At 40.7% G+C, this 16,528-nt stretch carries 21 protein-coding genes; 19 read left to right on the top strand and 2 right to left on the bottom strand.

Going from position 1 to position 16,528, the window contains the following annotated elements; genetic code table 11:
* Window positions 1-940: Cna B-type domain-containing protein (locus DB729_RS08025; RefSeq protein ID WP_125080842.1), on the top strand; the 940-nt coding region annotated here is incomplete at its 5' end.
* 133 nt (window positions 941-1,073) lie between these two features.
* On the opposite strand, the gene DB729_RS08020 is transcribed toward DB729_RS08025, so the two are convergent.
* Window positions 1,074-1,433 (bottom strand): DUF3397 domain-containing protein, encoded by a 360-nt coding sequence (locus DB729_RS08020; RefSeq protein ID WP_033585581.1) that lies wholly within the window; start codon window positions 1,431-1,433, stop codon window positions 1,074-1,076.
* Between the two features lie 91 nt (window positions 1,434-1,524).
* On the opposite strand from DB729_RS08020, the gene mnmL reads away from it, so the two are divergent.
* From mnmL to DB729_RS07995, 5 genes are read left to right on the top strand one after another with little or no spacing between them, the layout of a single operon-like run.
* Entirely contained in the window at window positions 1,525-2,481 is a 957-nt protein-coding gene (gene mnmL, locus DB729_RS08015) for a tRNA modification radical SAM protein MnmL/YtqA (RefSeq protein WP_109289452.1), read from the top strand.
* A complete protein-coding gene (gene mnmM, locus DB729_RS08010) occupies window positions 2,465-3,022 on the top strand; it encodes a tRNA 5-(aminomethyl)-2-thiouridylate-methyltransferase MnmM (RefSeq protein ID WP_000828419.1) in 558 nt (185 codons plus the stop codon). Before mnmL ends, mnmM begins: the two co-directional genes overlap by 17 nt.
* A complete protein-coding gene (locus DB729_RS08005; protein WP_000361094.1) occupies window positions 3,015-3,269 on the top strand; it encodes a hypothetical protein in 255 nt (84 codons plus the stop codon). The genes mnmM and DB729_RS08005 overlap by 8 nt, the downstream gene beginning before the upstream one ends.
* Window positions 3,270-3,280: 11 nt before the next feature.
* Window positions 3,281-5,335: a cation:proton antiporter gene (locus DB729_RS08000; protein ID WP_033606111.1), complete on the top strand. Its 2,055-nt coding sequence runs from the start codon at window positions 3,281-3,283 to the stop codon at window positions 5,333-5,335.
* A 29-nt stretch (window positions 5,336-5,364) separates the two neighbouring features.
* The gene (locus DB729_RS07995) at window positions 5,365-6,225 is read left to right on the top strand and encodes a YihY/virulence factor BrkB family protein (RefSeq protein WP_033606110.1); all 861 of its coding nucleotides are present in this window, start codon (window positions 5,365-5,367) and stop codon (window positions 6,223-6,225) included.
* A 39-nt stretch (window positions 6,226-6,264) separates the two neighbouring features.
* Here the strand turns inward: DB729_RS07995 and queA are convergent, their stop codons facing one another.
* Window positions 6,265-7,293, bottom strand: a complete 1,029-nt coding sequence (queA, locus tag DB729_RS07990) for a tRNA preQ1(34) S-adenosylmethionine ribosyltransferase-isomerase QueA (protein ID WP_033606109.1) — start codon at window positions 7,291-7,293, stop codon at window positions 6,265-6,267.
* Window positions 7,294-7,439: 146 nt separating this feature from the next.
* Between queA and DB729_RS07985 the strand changes: the two genes are divergently transcribed.
* From DB729_RS07985 to DB729_RS07925, 13 genes are all read left to right on the top strand, one after another.
* The gene (locus DB729_RS07985) at window positions 7,440-8,147 is read left to right on the top strand and encodes a glucosamine-6-phosphate deaminase (protein ID WP_109289454.1); all 708 of its coding nucleotides are present in this window, start codon (window positions 7,440-7,442) and stop codon (window positions 8,145-8,147) included.
* Between the two features lie 104 nt (window positions 8,148-8,251).
* Complete coding sequence (locus DB729_RS07980; RefSeq protein ID WP_109289455.1) at window positions 8,252-8,869, top strand: class I SAM-dependent methyltransferase; 618 nt, start codon at window positions 8,252-8,254, stop codon at window positions 8,867-8,869.
* Between the two features lie 13 nt (window positions 8,870-8,882).
* Window positions 8,883-9,503, top strand: coding sequence for a Type 1 glutamine amidotransferase-like domain-containing protein (locus tag DB729_RS07975; protein ID WP_109289456.1), 621 nt, complete (start codon window positions 8,883-8,885; stop codon window positions 9,501-9,503).
* A 117-nt stretch (window positions 9,504-9,620) separates the two neighbouring features.
* The gene (locus DB729_RS07970) at window positions 9,621-10,178 is read left to right on the top strand and encodes a hypothetical protein (RefSeq protein WP_007518365.1); all 558 of its coding nucleotides are present in this window, start codon (window positions 9,621-9,623) and stop codon (window positions 10,176-10,178) included.
* Between the two features lie 93 nt (window positions 10,179-10,271).
* Window positions 10,272-10,448 carry a 30S ribosomal protein S21 gene (gene rpsU, locus DB729_RS07965; RefSeq protein WP_000048054.1) on the top strand — a complete coding sequence of 59 codons (177 nt, stop codon included), beginning with the start codon at window positions 10,272-10,274 and terminating at the stop codon, window positions 10,446-10,448.
* Window positions 10,449-10,579: 131 nt separating this feature from the next.
* Window positions 10,580-11,515, top strand: coding sequence for an HPr(Ser) kinase/phosphatase (gene hprK, locus DB729_RS07960; RefSeq protein ID WP_165442249.1), 936 nt, complete (start codon window positions 10,580-10,582; stop codon window positions 11,513-11,515).
* Window positions 11,508-12,296 carry a prolipoprotein diacylglyceryl transferase gene (gene lgt, locus DB729_RS07955; protein WP_033585590.1) on the top strand — a complete coding sequence of 263 codons (789 nt, stop codon included), beginning with the start codon at window positions 11,508-11,510 and terminating at the stop codon, window positions 12,294-12,296. The genes hprK and lgt overlap by 8 nt, the downstream gene beginning before the upstream one ends.
* Entirely contained in the window at window positions 12,297-12,680 is a 384-nt protein-coding gene (locus tag DB729_RS07950) for a DUF948 domain-containing protein (RefSeq protein WP_033585592.1), read from the top strand.
* A 15-nt stretch (window positions 12,681-12,695) separates the two neighbouring features.
* The gene (locus tag DB729_RS07945) at window positions 12,696-13,094 is read left to right on the top strand and encodes a YtxH domain-containing protein (protein WP_033585593.1); all 399 of its coding nucleotides are present in this window, start codon (window positions 12,696-12,698) and stop codon (window positions 13,092-13,094) included.
* Between the two features lie 73 nt (window positions 13,095-13,167).
* Window positions 13,168-14,298 (top strand): radical SAM family heme chaperone HemW, encoded by a 1,131-nt coding sequence (hemW, locus tag DB729_RS07940; protein ID WP_109289458.1) that lies wholly within the window; start codon window positions 13,168-13,170, stop codon window positions 14,296-14,298.
* A gap of 4 nt (window positions 14,299-14,302) precedes the next feature.
* Window positions 14,303-15,040: an acyl-[acyl-carrier-protein] thioesterase gene (locus tag DB729_RS07935; RefSeq protein ID WP_000524791.1), complete on the top strand. Its 738-nt coding sequence runs from the start codon at window positions 14,303-14,305 to the stop codon at window positions 15,038-15,040.
* 10 nt (window positions 15,041-15,050) lie between these two features.
* Window positions 15,051-15,824, top strand: a complete 774-nt coding sequence (locus DB729_RS07930) for a TIGR01457 family HAD-type hydrolase (RefSeq protein ID WP_109289459.1) — start codon at window positions 15,051-15,053, stop codon at window positions 15,822-15,824.
* Complete coding sequence (locus tag DB729_RS07925; protein ID WP_109289460.1) at window positions 15,814-16,431, top strand: TIGR01906 family membrane protein; 618 nt, start codon at window positions 15,814-15,816, stop codon at window positions 16,429-16,431. Before DB729_RS07930 ends, DB729_RS07925 begins: the two co-directional genes overlap by 11 nt.
* The last annotated feature ends 97 nt before the right edge of the window (window positions 16,432-16,528 follow it).

Genomic DNA, 16,528 nt, shown 5'->3' with positions numbered 1-16,528 from the left:
GACCTTGTCAGCTAAGGATAAGACCGACGCTAACACTTGGGTAGCATCCTTCACAAATCTTCCACAATACGAAGCTGGTAAAGAAATCACTTACTCTATCGATGAAGTAGATGTACCAGCTGGTTATGAAGCCTCTGTGACTGGTCAAGTGGTAACAAACACTCATGACGTAGAAACAGTCGTTCTTTCAGGAACTAAGGTGTGGGATGACAACAATAACCAAGACGGCAAACGTACTAAATCTGTGAAAGTTCAAATCTTTAAGGGTGAAGGCGAAAAAGCTGAACTCGTTCAAGAAATTGAAGTTTCAGAAGCAACTGGTTGGAAGTTCGAATCAAAACCACTTCCTAAGTATGAAAATGGTACAGAAATCAAGTACACTGTCAAAGAAGTGGCCGTGAAAGAATATACTTCAACAGTTACTACGGACAAAGATGGTAAGTACACAGTTACCAATGAATACACACCAGTGAAAACATCTGTAAAAGGTAAGAAGATCTGGAATGATGAAAATAACAAAGACGGTATCCGTCCAGCATCTATCACAGTTAAACTTCTTGCCGATGGTCAAGACACTGGTAAGACTGCGGTAGCTTCAGAAGCAACTGGTTGGACTTATGAGTTCACAGAACTTGAGCGTTATAAAGATACTAAAGGTACAGAATTCAAATACTCTGTAGTAGAAGTTCCAGTTGATGGTTATACATCTGAAGTAATTGGCACTAATATTGTAAATCACCACAAGCCAAAAGACCCAGAACCAAACAAACCACAGAATCCAGAGCCAAACAAGCCAAAAGATCCAGAACCAGGAAAACCAGGTCCAAAACCTCAACTTCCTAACACTGGTGAAAAATCATCTAACGCAGCAGTAGTTGCAGGACTTGCTTTGATGTCAGTGACTAGTGGATTGTACTTTGTAAGCCGTAAAAATAAATAATCTAGCGTGAGAAAGATAGTTTCCATTTGTTTTTCTTAGGTTTAATCTGTGATAAAAAGGCCAGAGGATTCCTCTGGTCTTTTTTAGATATAAGAGTAAAAGAAAGACCCAGCATTTAATACTGGGTTGGTAATTATTTTACCATCATCAATTCGACAATCATTGCTATATAGATGATTAAGGTAAGGAGAAAACCGGCTCTCCAGAAGAATTTGATGAATTTAGGGTAATAAAAACTTCGTTTTTTGACAAGGAAAAAGATTACAAGGAGGATTGCTAGGAGAGAAAGTGCGACACCAAGTCGCGGTAGAAAGTTGTGGGTAAAGGCTTTAGCAGTAATCAGATAGTACTCAAATACCAACAGTGGAAAAGCTAGATCCGCGAAATTAAATCCTATTTTCCTAAGTCCGAAAAGCTTGGTGACAATAAAGCAAACCACCAAGGTTAATATCAATAATAAAATAGATGCTATTTTCATTAAAATCATACCCATATTGTATCATAAAAAAACGCTAAAGGAAATGAGAAACAAGGGAATTTGTAGGAAAGTCAGGCTTTTGAGATTGTAGGTGTTTTTTGTTATAATGAAAGTTATGAAATCTTATAATACCTTGAATGATTATTATCGAAAACTTTTTGGAGAAAAGACTTTCAAAGTTCCTATTGATGCGGGATTTGACTGTCCCAATCGGGATGGAACTGTAGCTCACGGTGGTTGTACTTTTTGTACGGTTTCAGGTTCTGGAGATGCCATCGTGGCACCGGATGCCCCTATCCGTGAGCAATTTTATAAGGAAATTGACTTTATGCACCGCAAGTGGCCAGAAGTTAAAAAGTATCTGGTTTATTTTCAAAACTTTACCAACACCCATGAAAAGGTGGAAGTGATTCGGGAGCGATACGAGCAGGCTGTCAACGAGCCAGGTGTAGTAGGGATTAATATCGGAACACGACCAGACTGTTTACCCGATGAAACCATCGAATATTTGGCTGAGTTATCGGAACGCATGCATGTGACTGTAGAATTGGGCTTACAGACAACCTTTGAAGCAACCTCTGACCTGATTAACCGTGCCCATTCTTATGAATTGTATGTTGAAACAGTAAAACGCTTGAGGAAATATCCCAAAATTGAGATTGTTTCCCATTTGATCAATGGTTTGCCTGGTGAGACTCATGAGATGATGGTCGAAAATGTCCGTCGCTGTGTTACGGATAATGATATTCAAGGAATTAAACTGCACTTGCTTCACCTCATGACCAATACACGGATGCAGCGAGATTACCACGAAGGACGCTTGCAACTGATGAGTCAGGATGAGTATGTCAAGGTCATTTGTGACCAACTAGAAATCATTCCCAAGCATATCGTCATCCATCGAATTACAGGAGATGCACCGAGAGATATGCTGATTGGCCCTATGTGGAGCCTCAATAAATGGGAAGTGCTAAATGCTATTGAAACTGAAATGAGACGCCGAGGAAGTGTTCAGGGCTGTAAGGCTGTAAAACAGGAGTTTGAAAATGAAAAGACCACTTGAGATGGCGCATGATTTTTTAGCTGAAGTCGTGACAAAAGAGGATATTGTTGTGGATGCGACCATGGGTAATGGGCATGATACCCTTTTTCTAGCCAAGCTAGCCAAGCAAGTCTATGCCTTTGATATTCAGGAGCAGGCTTTGGAGAAGACGCAAGAGCGTTTGGATCAGGCTGGAATGAAAAATGCCCAGTTAATCTTGAAAGGTCATGAGACACTAGACCAGTTTGTGACAGAAGCTAAGGCAGGGATTTTTAATCTTGGTTATTTACCTTCTGCTGACAAATCCGTCATCACCCAACCTCAGACTACTATCGAAGCCTTAGAAAAGCTGTGTCACTTGCTTGTCAAAGGGGGACGGATTGCAATTATGATTTACTATGGTCATGAAGGAGGAGACACCGAGAGGGATGCTGTATTGGATTTTGTTAGCCAGTTGAACCAACAAGAGTATACAGCTGCCATTTATCGGACTCTCAACCAAGTTAATAATCCACCGTTTTTAGTTATGATTGAAAAATTAGAAAGGTATAGACATGGATAAACAATACCTTCGTGAGAAGCTTGAGGCAATGCGCCAAAATTTTGTCGAGTCAACGCATCACGAGCGAGCAGTCGGGGTGCTCGACGAAGCACATATGAGCAAGAAAATGCTTAAAATCAAGAAAAAATTAGTGGCTCTTGAAATGGAACGATGCCAGAAAAAAATTGAGCACAAAGACTGTTCTAAGATTGATCAGAAAATCCAAGAGCAAAAGGAGATTTTTGAATCTTGTTGTAAAAAAGATTAAGGAGGAATTGTGTGGAATTACTCATTTACTTGATTCTATTTTTATTTGTCTTAATCATTTCAACTACGACCAATAAACTTCTCCCTTTTTTGCCCCTTCCTCTTGTGCAAATCCTTTTGGGGGTTGGGATTGGTTTATTCGTTCCCGATGCGGACTTTCATCTCAATACAGAGCTGTTTCTGGCCATGGTTATTGGTCCCTTACTTTTCCGGGAGGCAGAAGAAGCGGATATTACGTCCATTTTGAAGCATTGGCGGATTGTCGTCTTTCTGATCTTTCCTGTGATTTTTATCTCGACCTTAAGCTTGGGGGGCATGGCTCACTTCCTTTGGATGACTCTTCCTTTAGCTGCCTGTTTAGCAGTTGGAGCGGCACTTGGGCCAACAGATTTGGTTGCCTTTGCATCTCTTTCTGAACGTTTTCGTTTTCCTAAACGGGTTTCTAATATTCTAAAAGGGGAAGGGCTCTTAAATGACGCTTCTGGGTTGGTTGCATTTCAGATGGCCCTGGCTGCTTGGACAACAGGAACTTTTTCTTTCAGCCAAGCTGGGACTTCCCTAGCACTTTCCATCCTTGGTGGTTTTGTAGTCGGTTTTGTGACGGCTATGGTCAATCGTTTCTTGCATACCTTTTTACTGAGTGTGCGAGCGATAGATATAGCCAGTGAACTATTGCTAGAGCTAAGTTTGCCACTCATGACCTTTTTCATCGCAGAAGAGTTTCATGTTTCAGGGATTATCGCAGTAGTGGTTGCAGGTATTTTGAAGGCTAGTCGATTCAAAAAAATTACGCTCCTTGAGGCTCAGGTTGACACCGTGACGGAGACCGTCTGGCACACCGTGACCTTTATGCTAAATGGATCAGTCTTTGTTATCCTGGGAATGGAATTAGAGTTGATAGCAGAGCCAATCTTGTCTAATTCTCTCTACAATCCCCTTCTTTTACTGATTTCGGTTGTCGTTCTGACCTTCTTGCTTTTTGCGATCCGCTTTGTCATGATTGCTGGTTTTTACTTTGTGAGGACGCGTCGACTTAAGAAAAAAATTCATAAGTACATGAAAGATATGCTTCTTTTGACCTTCTCTGGTGTCAAAGGGACAGTATCTATCGCGACCATTCTCCTCATACCAAGTCATTTGGAGCAGGAATATCCTTTATTACTCTTCCTTGTAGCAGGCGTTACACTGTTGAGCTTTTTAACGGGTTTACTAGTCCTCCCTCACTTATCTGAGGAACAAGAGGAAAGCAAGGACCATTTGATGCATATTGCGATTCTGAATGATGTGGCTGCAGAATTAGAAAAAGAGCTGGACCATCACAAGAACAAACTTCCTCTTTATGCAGCTATTGATAATTATCATGGTCGGATTGAAAACCTCATCCTTAGTCAGGAAAATAAAAGAGTCCAAGAGGACTGGGAGTCCCTCAAGCTTCTTATCTTGAGTATTGAGAGTGACGGTTTGGAGCAAGCCTACGAAGAAAATAGAATCAGCGAGCGTGGCTATCGAGTTTACCAACGTTACCTAAAAAACATGGAGCAGAGTATCAATCGGAATTTCGCTTCTAGAGTGACTTATTATTTCCTTGTTTCTTTACGGATACTGCGCTTTCTACTCCATGAAATGTTTACCTTTGGCAAAACTTTCCGTAGTTGGATGAATGAAGAATCTCGTAAACTACTAGCAGTTGACTATGATCAGATTTCAGAGTTGTATTTGGAAAATACAGAGCTGATTATCGAGAGTTTGGAAAACCTCAAAGGGGTTTACAAGAGTTCTCTGATTAGTTTTATGCAAGAGTCTCGTCTACGCGAGACGGCCATTATCGGAAGTGGTGCCTTTGTTGAGCGGGTTATCAATCGCATCAAGCCAAACAATATCGATGAAATGCTACGAGGCTACTATCTCGAACGTAAGGCAATCTTTGAATACGAAGAAGCTAAACTGATAACAGCCAAGTATGCCAAAAAACTACGCCAAAATGTGAATAATTTAGAGAATTATTCTCTGAAAGAGGCTGCAAATACTTTACCTTATGATATGCTAGATTTAATCAGAAGAACTTAGATGATGAAGAAAATGACGGAGGATGGAAGATGAAAAAGTGGTGGAAAGAGCTGATGGACAGGCCCTTATTGAAAGCTTTTTTGCATTATTATCAAGCGTCTGATAGTGAGTTGACCAGTGTTGCGGTTGCCTACTATTGGTTGATTTCAATCTTTCCTTTGCTAATGATAATGGTCAATATTTTGCCTTATTTTCAGATTCCGGTCTCAAATTTCTTACTTACGATCAAGGAATTTTTGCCTGATACGGTGTATGATGTGGTCGCCAAGATTGTCCGAGAAGTTCTGACTCAACCATCAACTGGTTTGTTGAGTTTTGCCGTTTTATCTGCACTCTGGACCTTTTCAAAATCAATGGATTTCCTTCAAAAAGCCTTTAATAAAGCCTATGGAGTGACCAAGAGTCGAGGGATTATCTCCCATCAGTTGATGAGTTTGCTTGTTAGCCTTGGCTTGCAGATTCTTTTTGCCCTAGCCTTGTTTTTGAGTATGTTTGGTCGCATGTTGCTCAACCTCCTCAAAACTTACTGGCAATCAGACAGCCCGCTATTTTCCTACCTGCAAGATTTTACAGGCCCTCTGGTCTATGCCTTGATCTTTGCCATTCTAGTCATGATTTACTATTTCCTTCCAAAAGTAAAAACACCACGAATCCGCTATGTTTTACCAGGAAGTATCTTTGTTTTGCTAACTCTTATCGGTTTATTGAATATCTTTTCTGTTTATTTTAATAACTATGTTAATCACCTAGTTGATGTCCGTTTTTTCAGTTCCATTATCGTGGTAGTCATGATGTTCTGGTTTATTCTTATTGCTAAGATTTTGATTATCGGAGCAGTTATCAATGCCAGTGTTCAGAGTTTGAAAGATCCAAAGTTTAGTATGGAATGATTAGAAAAATCCCTATTAGGTTTCCTAATAGGGATTTTCTTAATAGATAAACATGGCATCACCGAAACTGAAGAAACGGTAGCGTTCTTGAATAGCGTGCTGGTATGCATCTAGGACTAATTCACGGCCTGCAAAGGCAGAAACCAACATGACGAGAGTTGATTTTGGCAGATGGAAGTTGGTTGAAAAGGCGTCCACAACCTTCCATTCGTAACCAGGTTTGATAAAGATATTGGTCCAGCCAGAATCAGCCTGGATTTGCCCGTCAAACTTGGAACCAATAGTCTCTAACGTGCGGATAGAGGTGGTTCCGACAGCGATGACGCGTCCACCATTTTCCTTAACAGAGCGAAGAGTGGCTGCTGCTTCCTCAGAAAGTTGGTAGAATTCGGAGTGCATTTCGTGTTCGTCCAGATTGTCCACAGAAACAGGTCTAAAAGTTCCTAAACCAACGTGGAGAGTCAAATAAACCAAATGGACACCCTTGGCTTGGATTTCTGCTAGCAGTTCTCTGGTGAAGTGGAGGCCAGCAGTCGGTGCTGCAGCAGAGCCACTTTCTTTAGCGTAGACGGTTTGATAACGTTCACGGTCATCCAGTTTTTCATGGATGTAGGGTGGTAGTGGCATTTCACCTAGACTTTCCAAGACTTCTAGAAAAATTCCTTGGTATTCGAAGCGGACAATGCGGCCTCCGTGGGTCAATTCTTCCGTAACGACAGCGCTGAGGCGACCATCGCCAAAGTTGACACGAGTGCCAACTTTGAGGCGTTTGGCAGGTTTAGCCAGAACTTCCCACTCATCACCACTAGTATTTTTGAGTAGGAGAAGTTCCACATGGCCTCCTGTCTCTTCTTTTTGGCCATAGAGGCGGGCAGGAAGAACGCGGGTGTCATTCATAACGAGTGCATCTCCAGGTTCCAGCATATCAATAATGGAGTGGAAGTGTTTATCCTGCATTTCTCCCGTTTCCCGGTTTACGATGAGGAGCTTGGAGGCATCTCGTTTTTCAAGGGGTGTTTGGGCAATCAATTCCTCTGGTAAGTGGAAATCAAAATCAGCTGTATTCATTTTTTCATCATTCTTTCTAAGTTCTAATCTTATCCATTATAACACGTTTCAAGTTTGGGCGCTCTTTTTTTAGAAATTAAATCGTTTTCACTTGACAAAAATTGGTCTATACCATATAATAAATATAGAAACATGGAGGATATAAAATGAAAGTTATAAAAGTTGAGAATCAAGTCGAAGGTGGAAAAGTAGCTTTTGAGATTTTGAAGGAAAAATTGGCCAATGGTGCTCAAACATTAGGACTTGCAACAGGAAGCAGCCCGCTTGAGTTTTACAAGGAAATCGTTGAGAGTGACCTTGATTTTTCAAATCTAACCAGTGTGAACCTTGATGAGTATGTAGGGCTTGATGGGGACAATCCACAGTCTTATCGTTACTTCATGCAGGAAAACTTGTTCAACCAAAAACCATTTAAGGAAAGCTTCTTGCCACGTGGTGTTAAGGATAATGCTGAAGAAGAAGTTGAACGCTACAATCAAATTTTGGCTGACCATCCTGTTGATTTGCAAATCTTGGGAATTGGTCGCAATGGACATATCGGATTTAATGAGCCAGGAACTGCCTTTGATAGCCAGACACACCTTGTAGACTTAGACCAGTCTACAATCGAAGCCAATGCTCGCTTCTTTGACAAGATTGAAGACGTTCCAACTCAAGCCATCTCAATGGGGATTAAAAACATCTTGGATGCCAAGTCAATTATTCTCTTTGCTTACGGTGAGTCGAAAGCAGAAGCCATTGCTGGCACAGTATCAGGCCCAGTGACTGAGAACCTCCCAGCAAGTAGCCTACAAAACCACCCTGATGTGACTATTATTGCGGATGCTGAAGCGCTCAGCTTACTTGAAAAATAAAAATTACAAGAACCGCTTGCTCTTTGGAGTGAGTGGCTTTTTACTTCAAATGTCCACTATCCTGCTAAAGTGGTATAATATAGCTATACGGGGGGGCTCGAACTTTGATTTATATAATCGGTTTTATTTGTTTTTTACTTTTAATGTTTCTGTTTAGTCGCTTAATTCAGCAATCAAAGAGTCCTTCGGGCTTTCTAGGAAAACGAATGATGAAATTGTGGAATCGAGCCTATCTCCCCATGTTTGTATGGGCAATTCGTCATCTGGATAGGACATTTTACCCTGTAATCTTAGATGTAGGAGTTGGGAATGGTCGTTCAACCATCCTGCTGAAAGAAACTTTTCCGCAAAGTACCATAACTGGAATCGATATTTCAGATACTGCAATATCTCAAGCCAAACAGGTAGAGATGACTAATCTAAATTTTGAACGAAGAGACGTTAGGGAGACAGGCTTTTCTGATGAAAGTGTTGATTTAATCACAGCCTTTCAAACTCATTTTCATTGGCGGGACCTAGAGGCTTCTTTTATGGAACTTCGAAGAATACTCAAATCAGACGGGATGCTCTTACTGGCTTGTGAATATAACAAGTTGTCTTACTTTTTACCAGAGGTTCAAAGCGAAGAAGCATTTAGACGATTCTTGTTGTCAGTAGGATTTGAGCTCGTAACTAGTCAAAGCAAGGGATCATGGATCCTTTATAAAATTGTTAAACATTAATGGAGGTACAATCATGAAACAATTATTTTTATGTTCATACTTTGCTGGAGTCAAAAAGCTTTTTAGCGATTATGCAAAGGAAAAGAATCTAGAAAATAAGGTTTTATTTATTCCTACCGCTGGGAACAAAGAGGACTATACTGCCTATATCGATGAGGCTCAGCAAACATTCAAAGATTTAGGATTTGAGATAGAGGTTCTAGATATCGCTTCTTGTGATCGAGAAACTGCACAGGCAAAGATTTTCCAAAGTAAGATTCTTTATATCTCAGGCGGGAATACCTTTTATTTATTGCAAGAATTGAAGAAAAAGCAACTCCTATCTCTCATCAAAGAGCAAATAAGAGATGGGTTGGTCTATGTGGGAGAATCAGCAGGGGCTATCATTACAGCCAAGGATATTGACTACAATAAACTCATGGACGACAAGACGGTAGCGACAGAGTTATCTGATACAGCGGGATTGGATGAAGTGGAGTTTTACATCCTTCCACATTATGGTGAGGAGCCTTTTACTGATAGTAGCAAAAAGACCTTTGAAATGTATGAAAAGCAGCTTGAATTGCTACCGCTTCATAACCACCAAGCAATTATCGTTAACGATGAGCAAATAGATATCTTGACAATAGAATAAAAGCGTGGTTGGAAGAACATTAATATTTTACCACTAAAACGATTAGGGGTTGATAACTCACTTAGCGAAAATCTGCCATGGATAGATTAATCTTATGAATTCAAGAAGGGAAAAGTTATGAAAATAAAAACGTTAGATAAAATAGGTGGGGTTGTTTTCTTGTTTCTAACGATTGCTATCATTGTCATTTTTTTATCAGATACGAGCTTTTTTGAGTGGGCGTTTACTAGACACCAGAATACTCTGAGTTGGTATATTCGCCCTCTCTTTATTATTCCAATTGTAATGGGAGCTTATAAAAAATCCTATAGCCTGATTTTCTTTTCTATATTTTGCCTATTTACTAGCATGTTCTGGTTCCCAAAGCCGGAAATAGTTGATGTAAAAGTAATTGAGTTTTTGAATTTTGAGAAGACTTATTTTACGAGCGGATGGAGTATTGAAAAAGTTATTATTCTGGCGACGATTCTAGCATTTTTTACGGCGATTATATCCTTAACGTGGAGTAGACGTTGGTATGGATTATTAGCAACGGTAGTGATCGGAGCGTTTCTGAAGGTTGCCCATAGTCTTTTATTTAGCGGAGGAAGTGGCATATCGATTGTGAAACCAGCTGTTTTGGGATTGATTCTCTGCATCTTAGTGATTTATTTCATCTTCAAAAGAAGAAAGTAAAAATAATAAAAGTTTATGGTTGCTTTTCTCTTGACAATTATTCACTTTGTGTGTAAAATGGAATAGATCTTGAACTTGAAGGGAGTGAAAAAAATGTCTAAAACAGTGGTACGTAAGAATGAATCTCTTGACGATGCACTTCGTCGTTTCAAACGTGCGGTTACTAAAGCTGGTACTCTTCAAGAAACACGCAAACGTGAATTCTATGAAAAACCTTCTGTAAAACGTAAACGTAAATCAGAAGCAGCTCGTAAACGTAAAAAATTCTAATTTGAAATGAAAGGCTAGACTTGTCTAGCCTTTTTTCTTTCCAAATAAATACTGTAAATCCTGCAAAAAAAGGAAACTTCCTACCACAATTTGATATAATAGTAGGGAGAACTCGATTGAAGGAGGAAATTATGTCGGTTTTAGTAAAAGAAGTCATTGAAAAGCTCAGATTAGACATTGTTTACGGTGAAGGCGATTTACTTGAAAAAGAAATCAATACTGCGGACATTTCTCGACCAGGTCTGGAAATGACGGGCTATTTTGATTACTATACTCCGGAGCGGCTTCAACTGTTGGGAATGAAGGAATGGTCCTATTTAGTCTCCATGTCTTCTCACAACCGTTATAAGGTGTTGACTAAGATGTTTCAACCAGAAACACCAGTGGTTATTGTTGCGCGTGGTTTAGTAGTTCCAGAAGAAATGTTGAAGGCTGCCAGGGAATGTAAGATTGCGATTTTAACCAGTCGAACAGCTACTAGTCGCCTATCAGGAGAATTATCTAGCTATTTGGATTCTCGTTTGGCAGAACGGACCAGTGTTCATGGTGTCTTGATGGACATTTATGGCATGGGTGTCTTGATCCAAGGGGATAGCGGTATCGGTAAGAGTGAAACTGGTCTGGAACTTGTGAAACGTGGACACCGTTTGGTGGCAGATGATCGTGTAGATATTTTTGCAAAAGACGAAATGACCCTTTGGGGAGAGCCAGCTGAAATTTTGAGGCATTTACTTGAAATCCGTGGAGTGGGGATTATTGATGTGATGAGTCTCTACGGAGCAAGTGCAGTTAAGGATTCTTCACAAGTTCAACTAGCAGTTTATTTGGAAAATTATGATACGCATAAGACCTTCGATCGCTTAGGAAATAATGCTGAAGAAATCGAGATTTCTGGTGTAGCCATTCCACGTATCCGCATCCCAGTAAAAACAGGACGCAATATTTCTGTTGTTATTGAAGCGGCTGCCATGAACTACCGTGCTAAGGAAATGGGCTTTGATGCGACGCGTTTATTTGAAGAACGCTTGACTAATCTCATCTCCAAAAATGAGGTGAAAAATGATTAATCCAGTCGCATTTGAAATCGGTCCTTTTTCTATTCGTTGGTATGCTTTGTGTATTGTGGCTGGTTTGGTTTTGGCAGTCTACCTTGCCATGAAGGAAGCTCCTAAAAAGAAAATTCTATCAGATGATATCTTGGATTTTATCCTGATTGCTTTTCCGATAGCTATTTTAGGTGCTAGACTATACTACGTACTCTTTCGCTTAGATTATTATCTGCAAAATCCAGGTGAAATCATTGCCATCTGGAATGGAGGCTTGGCCATTTATGGAGGTTTGATAGCAGGGGCTATTGTCCTTTATATCTTTGCAGATAGAAAGCTGATTAATACTTGGGATTTCTTAGATATTGCAGCACCAAGCGTCATGGTTGCCCAAAGTTTAGGACGCTGGGGGAACTTCTTTAACCAAGAAGCCTACGGTGCAGCAGTAGATAGTTTGGATTATTTGCCAGGCTTTATCCGTGACCAGATGTACATTGAGGGTAGCTACCGTCAGCCGACCTTCCTATATGAGTCGGTTTGGAATCTGATCGGTTTTGCTTTGATTCTGATTTTTAGACGAAAATTAAAGGGAATCAGACGTGGTCAGATCACTGCTTTCTACTTGATTTGGTATGGCTTTGGTCGTATGATTATCGAAGGAATGCGGACGGATAGTCTCATGTTCTTTGGCCTGCGAGTTTCCCAATGGTTATCAGTTATCCTTATCGGACTCGGTATTTTTATCATACTTTATCAAAATCGAAAGAAAGCCCCTTTCTATCATACAGAGGAGGAAAAATAAATGTTAGAAGTTGCATATATACTTGTTGCGATTGCTTTGATTGTCTGTTTAGTCTATTTGACAATCACGATTCAAAAAGCCGGTCGTATGATTGATGAAACAGAGAAAACCATCAAAACGTTGAGCTCAGATGTGAACGTTACCTTGCATCAGACCAATGAATTACTGGTTAAGGTCAATGTGTTAGCAGACGATATCAATATCAAAGTTGCGACGATTGATCCACTCTTTACGGCTGTGGCTGACTTATCTGAGTCAGTATCTGATCTCAACCAACATGCACGTGTTTTAGGTAAAAAGGCTTCATCTGCTGGTTCAAAGACCATTAAAACAGGTGCAAGTTTGTCCGCTCTTCGTTTCGCAAGTAAATTTTTCAAAAAATAGAAAAGGAGAAATCTTATGGGAAAACTATCCTCTATCCTTTTAGGAACAGTTTCAGGTGCAGCTCTTGCTTTGTTTTTGACGAGTGACAAGGGCAAGCAAGTTTGTAGTCAAGCTCAGGATTTTCTAGATGATTTGAGAGAAGATCCAGAATATGCTAGAGAGCAGGTTTGTGAGAAACTAACTGAAGTGAAGGAACAGGCAACTGACTTTGTGCTGAAAACAAAGGAACAAGTAGAATCTGGTGAAATCACTTTTGACAGTTTCCTTGATCAAGCCAAAACCTGTGCTCGACAAGCGACGGAAGCGTCAAAAGAAACCTTTAACAATCTCAAGGAGCAGTGGCAAGAACAGTCAGCAACTCCAGACGTTGCAGAAGACCAAGAAGAAATCATCATCGATATTACTGAAGTATAATGCATCACCATCTCTGGTTTTTGGAGATGGTGATTTTTATCTGCAAGCCTGTCTTTGTGGTATAATAAATACTATGCAGAAAAAACCAACGTCCGCCTACGTGCATATTCCCTTTTGCACACAGATTTGTTATTATTGTGACTTTTCAAAAGTATTTATCAAGAATCAACCAGTAGATAGTTACCTGGAGCATCTGCTCAAGGAGTTTCGTTCTTATGATATCCAAAAGTTACGAACCCTCTACATCGGAGGTGGGACGCCAACGGCTTTGTCCGCTTCGCAATTAGAAGTGCTCCTGGATGGCTTGACTAAAAATCTAGATTTGTCTGTCTTGGAAGAGTTGACCATTGAGGCCAACCCAGGCGATTTGGACGCAGATAAGATTGCCGTTTTGAAACAGTCGCCAGTCAATCGTGTTTCCTTGGGTGTGCAGACTTTTGATGACAAAATGCTGAAAAAGATTGGGCGTAGTCACTTGGAGAAGGATATTTATGAAAATATCGACCGCCTCAAACTGGCCGATTTTGACAATATCTCCATCGACCTAATCTACGCTCTACCTGGTCAAACTATGGATCAGGTCAAGGACAATGTCGCTAAAGCCATCTCGCTTGATATTCCTCATATGAGTCTTTATAGCTTGATTTTGGAAAACCATACGGTCTTTATGAACCGCATGAGACGTGGGAAATTGCCCCTACCCAAGGAAGAGTTAGAAGCGGAGATGTTTGAGTACATCATCGCAGAACTGGAGCGAGCTGGTTTTGAGCATTATGAGATTTCCAATTTCTCTAAACCCGGATTTGAAAGTCGCCACAATCTCATGTACTGGGACAATGCCGAGTATTATGGTATCGGTGCGGGTGCTTCGGGTTATGTGGACGGGGTGCGTTATAAAAACCACGGTCCTATCCGCCACTATCTCACTGCGGTAGAGGCAGGAAATGCTCGGATTACAGAAGAACACCTGAGTCAAAGGGAGCAGATGGAAGAAGAAATGTTCCTAGGCCTCCGCAAGAAATCAGGTGTTTCTATGGCGCGATTTGAGGAAAAATTTGGACGGTCCTTTGATGGACTTTATGGCGAGATCATCAGAGACTTGGTTCAACAAGGACTCATGCAGATCGACGGTGATCGTGTCCGAATGACAAAGAGGGGTCTCTTCTTGGGAGACACTGTAGCAGAACGATTTATTTTGGAGTAGAACAATGGGCTTAACTTATCAAATGAAAATGAAAATTCCTTTTGATATGGCGGACATGAACGGTCATATCAAACTTCCAGATGTGATTTTGCTGTCCTTGCAAGTATCAGGTATGCAGTCGATTGAGCTGGGAGTTAGCGACAAGGATATGTTAGAACGCTACAATCTGGTCTGGATTATTACAGACTATGCGATTGACGTGGTACGCTTGCCTCGCTTTGCTGAGGAGATTACGATTGAAACAGAAGCGTTGACTTACAATCGTCTTTTTTGCTACCGCCGTTTCACTCTCTATGATGAAGCAGGTCAAGAAATCATTCGCATGGTAGCAACCTTTGTTCTCATGGACAGAGATAGTCGTAAAGTTCATGCTGTCGAACCGGAGATTGTTGCGCCTTACCAGTCTGAGTTTGATAAAAAACTCATCCGTGGGCCAAAGTATGCAAATCTAGAAGATCCGATCAGTAAAGACTACCATGTTCGTTTTTACGACTTGGATATGAATGGTCATGTTAATAACAGCAAATACCTGGATTGGATTTTTGAGGTCATGGGAGCAGACTTTTTGACCAAGTATATTCCAAAGAAAATCAATCTCAAATATGTCAAAGAAGTGCGACCGGGTGGCATGATTGCTTCAGCTTATGAACTCAAGGGACTAGAAAGCAAGCATGAGATTATCAGTGATGGCGAAATCAATGCCCAAGCCATGATTACTTGGCAAGAAATTGAAGGCAATTAGAAAGAACGATATGGCTTATAAAGGTTATTTAATTGATTTAGACGGAACCATTTACAAGGGGAAAGACCGGATTCCGGCGGGTGAAGCTTTTGTCCATGAGTTACAAAAAAGAGAAATTCCCTATCTCTTTGTGACCAACAATACAACTCGTACTCCTGAGAGCGTTCAAGAGATGTTGGCTCAGAATTTTAATATCGACACGCCTCTATCAACTGTCTACACGGCAACTCTGGCAACCATTGACTATATGAATGACTTGGGACTGGAAAAGACAGTCTATGTCATTGGTGAAGCAGGACTCAAGGATGCCATTCAGGCAGCTGGTTATGTCGAAGACAAGGAAAATCCAGCCTATGTGGTCGTTGGATTGGACTGGCAAGTCGACTATGAAAAATTTGCGACAGCAACTCTAGCCATTCAAAAGGGGGCTCACTTTATCGGAACCAACCCTGACCTCAATATCCCGACGGAACGAGGTCTCTTGCCTGGTGCTGGTTCACTAATTACACTTCTTGAAGTCGCTACACGGGTCAAACCAGTATATATCGGAAAACCGAATGCGATCATCATGGAAAAGGCCGTGGAACATCTGGGTATAGATCGAGAAGACTTGCTCATGGTCGGGGATAACTACTTGACTGATATTCGAGCAGGGATTGACAATGGCATTCCAACGCTCTTGGTGACCACAGGTTTTACCAAAGCAGAAGAAGTGGCGGACTTGCCAATCGCACCAACTCATGTAGTTTCTAGCCTTGCGGAGTGGAATTTTGATGAAAACTAAACTGACCTTTTGGGGAAGTATGCTCTTTCTCCTCTCCCTGTCTATTCTCTTAACCATTTATCTGGCATGGATTTTCTATCCTTTAGAAATTGAGTGGCTGAACTTAGCGAATCGAGTCTATCTAAAGCCCGAAACCATTCTGTATAACTTTCATATCTTGATGAATTACCTGACCAATCCCTTTAGTCAGGTCTTAGAGATGCCAGATTTTCGTTCATCAGCGGCAGGTTTACACCACTTTGCGGTGGTGAAGAGTCTTTTTCACTTAGTTCAGCTAGTTGCCCTAGTGACGCTACCAAGTTTTTATTTCTTTGTTAGAAAGATTGTGAAAAAAGGCTTTTTGCCCCTATATCGTAAAAGTATCTTGGCTCTGGTGCTATTGCCTCTAGTCATTGGGCTTGTGGGAGTGCTGATTGGTTTTGAGCAATTTTTTACACTGTTCCATCAGATTCTCTTTGTGGGAGACGATACCTGGCTTTTTGATCCAGCAAAGGATCCCGTTATTAGGATTTTGCCAGAGATTTTCTTCCTCCATGCCTTTTTACTTTTCTTTGCTTTGTATGAAGGAATGTTTTGTTTCCTTCTTGTTAAAGCTTCAAGGAAATAGTGGAAAAAATTCTGTATTTTTAATAAAAAACGAGAGAAGGTGCTCTGCTCCCTATTTATTGTTAGGTTATCCTAAAGATAAACTTGCAAAGCAGGAG

Source organism: Streptococcus halitosis, from assembly GCF_003143695.2.
Classification (GTDB): domain Bacteria; phylum Bacillota; class Bacilli; order Lactobacillales; family Streptococcaceae; genus Streptococcus; species Streptococcus halitosis.
The sequence above is the reverse complement of the archived record's forward strand: the minus strand, read 5'-3'. Positions and strand labels throughout refer to the sequence as shown.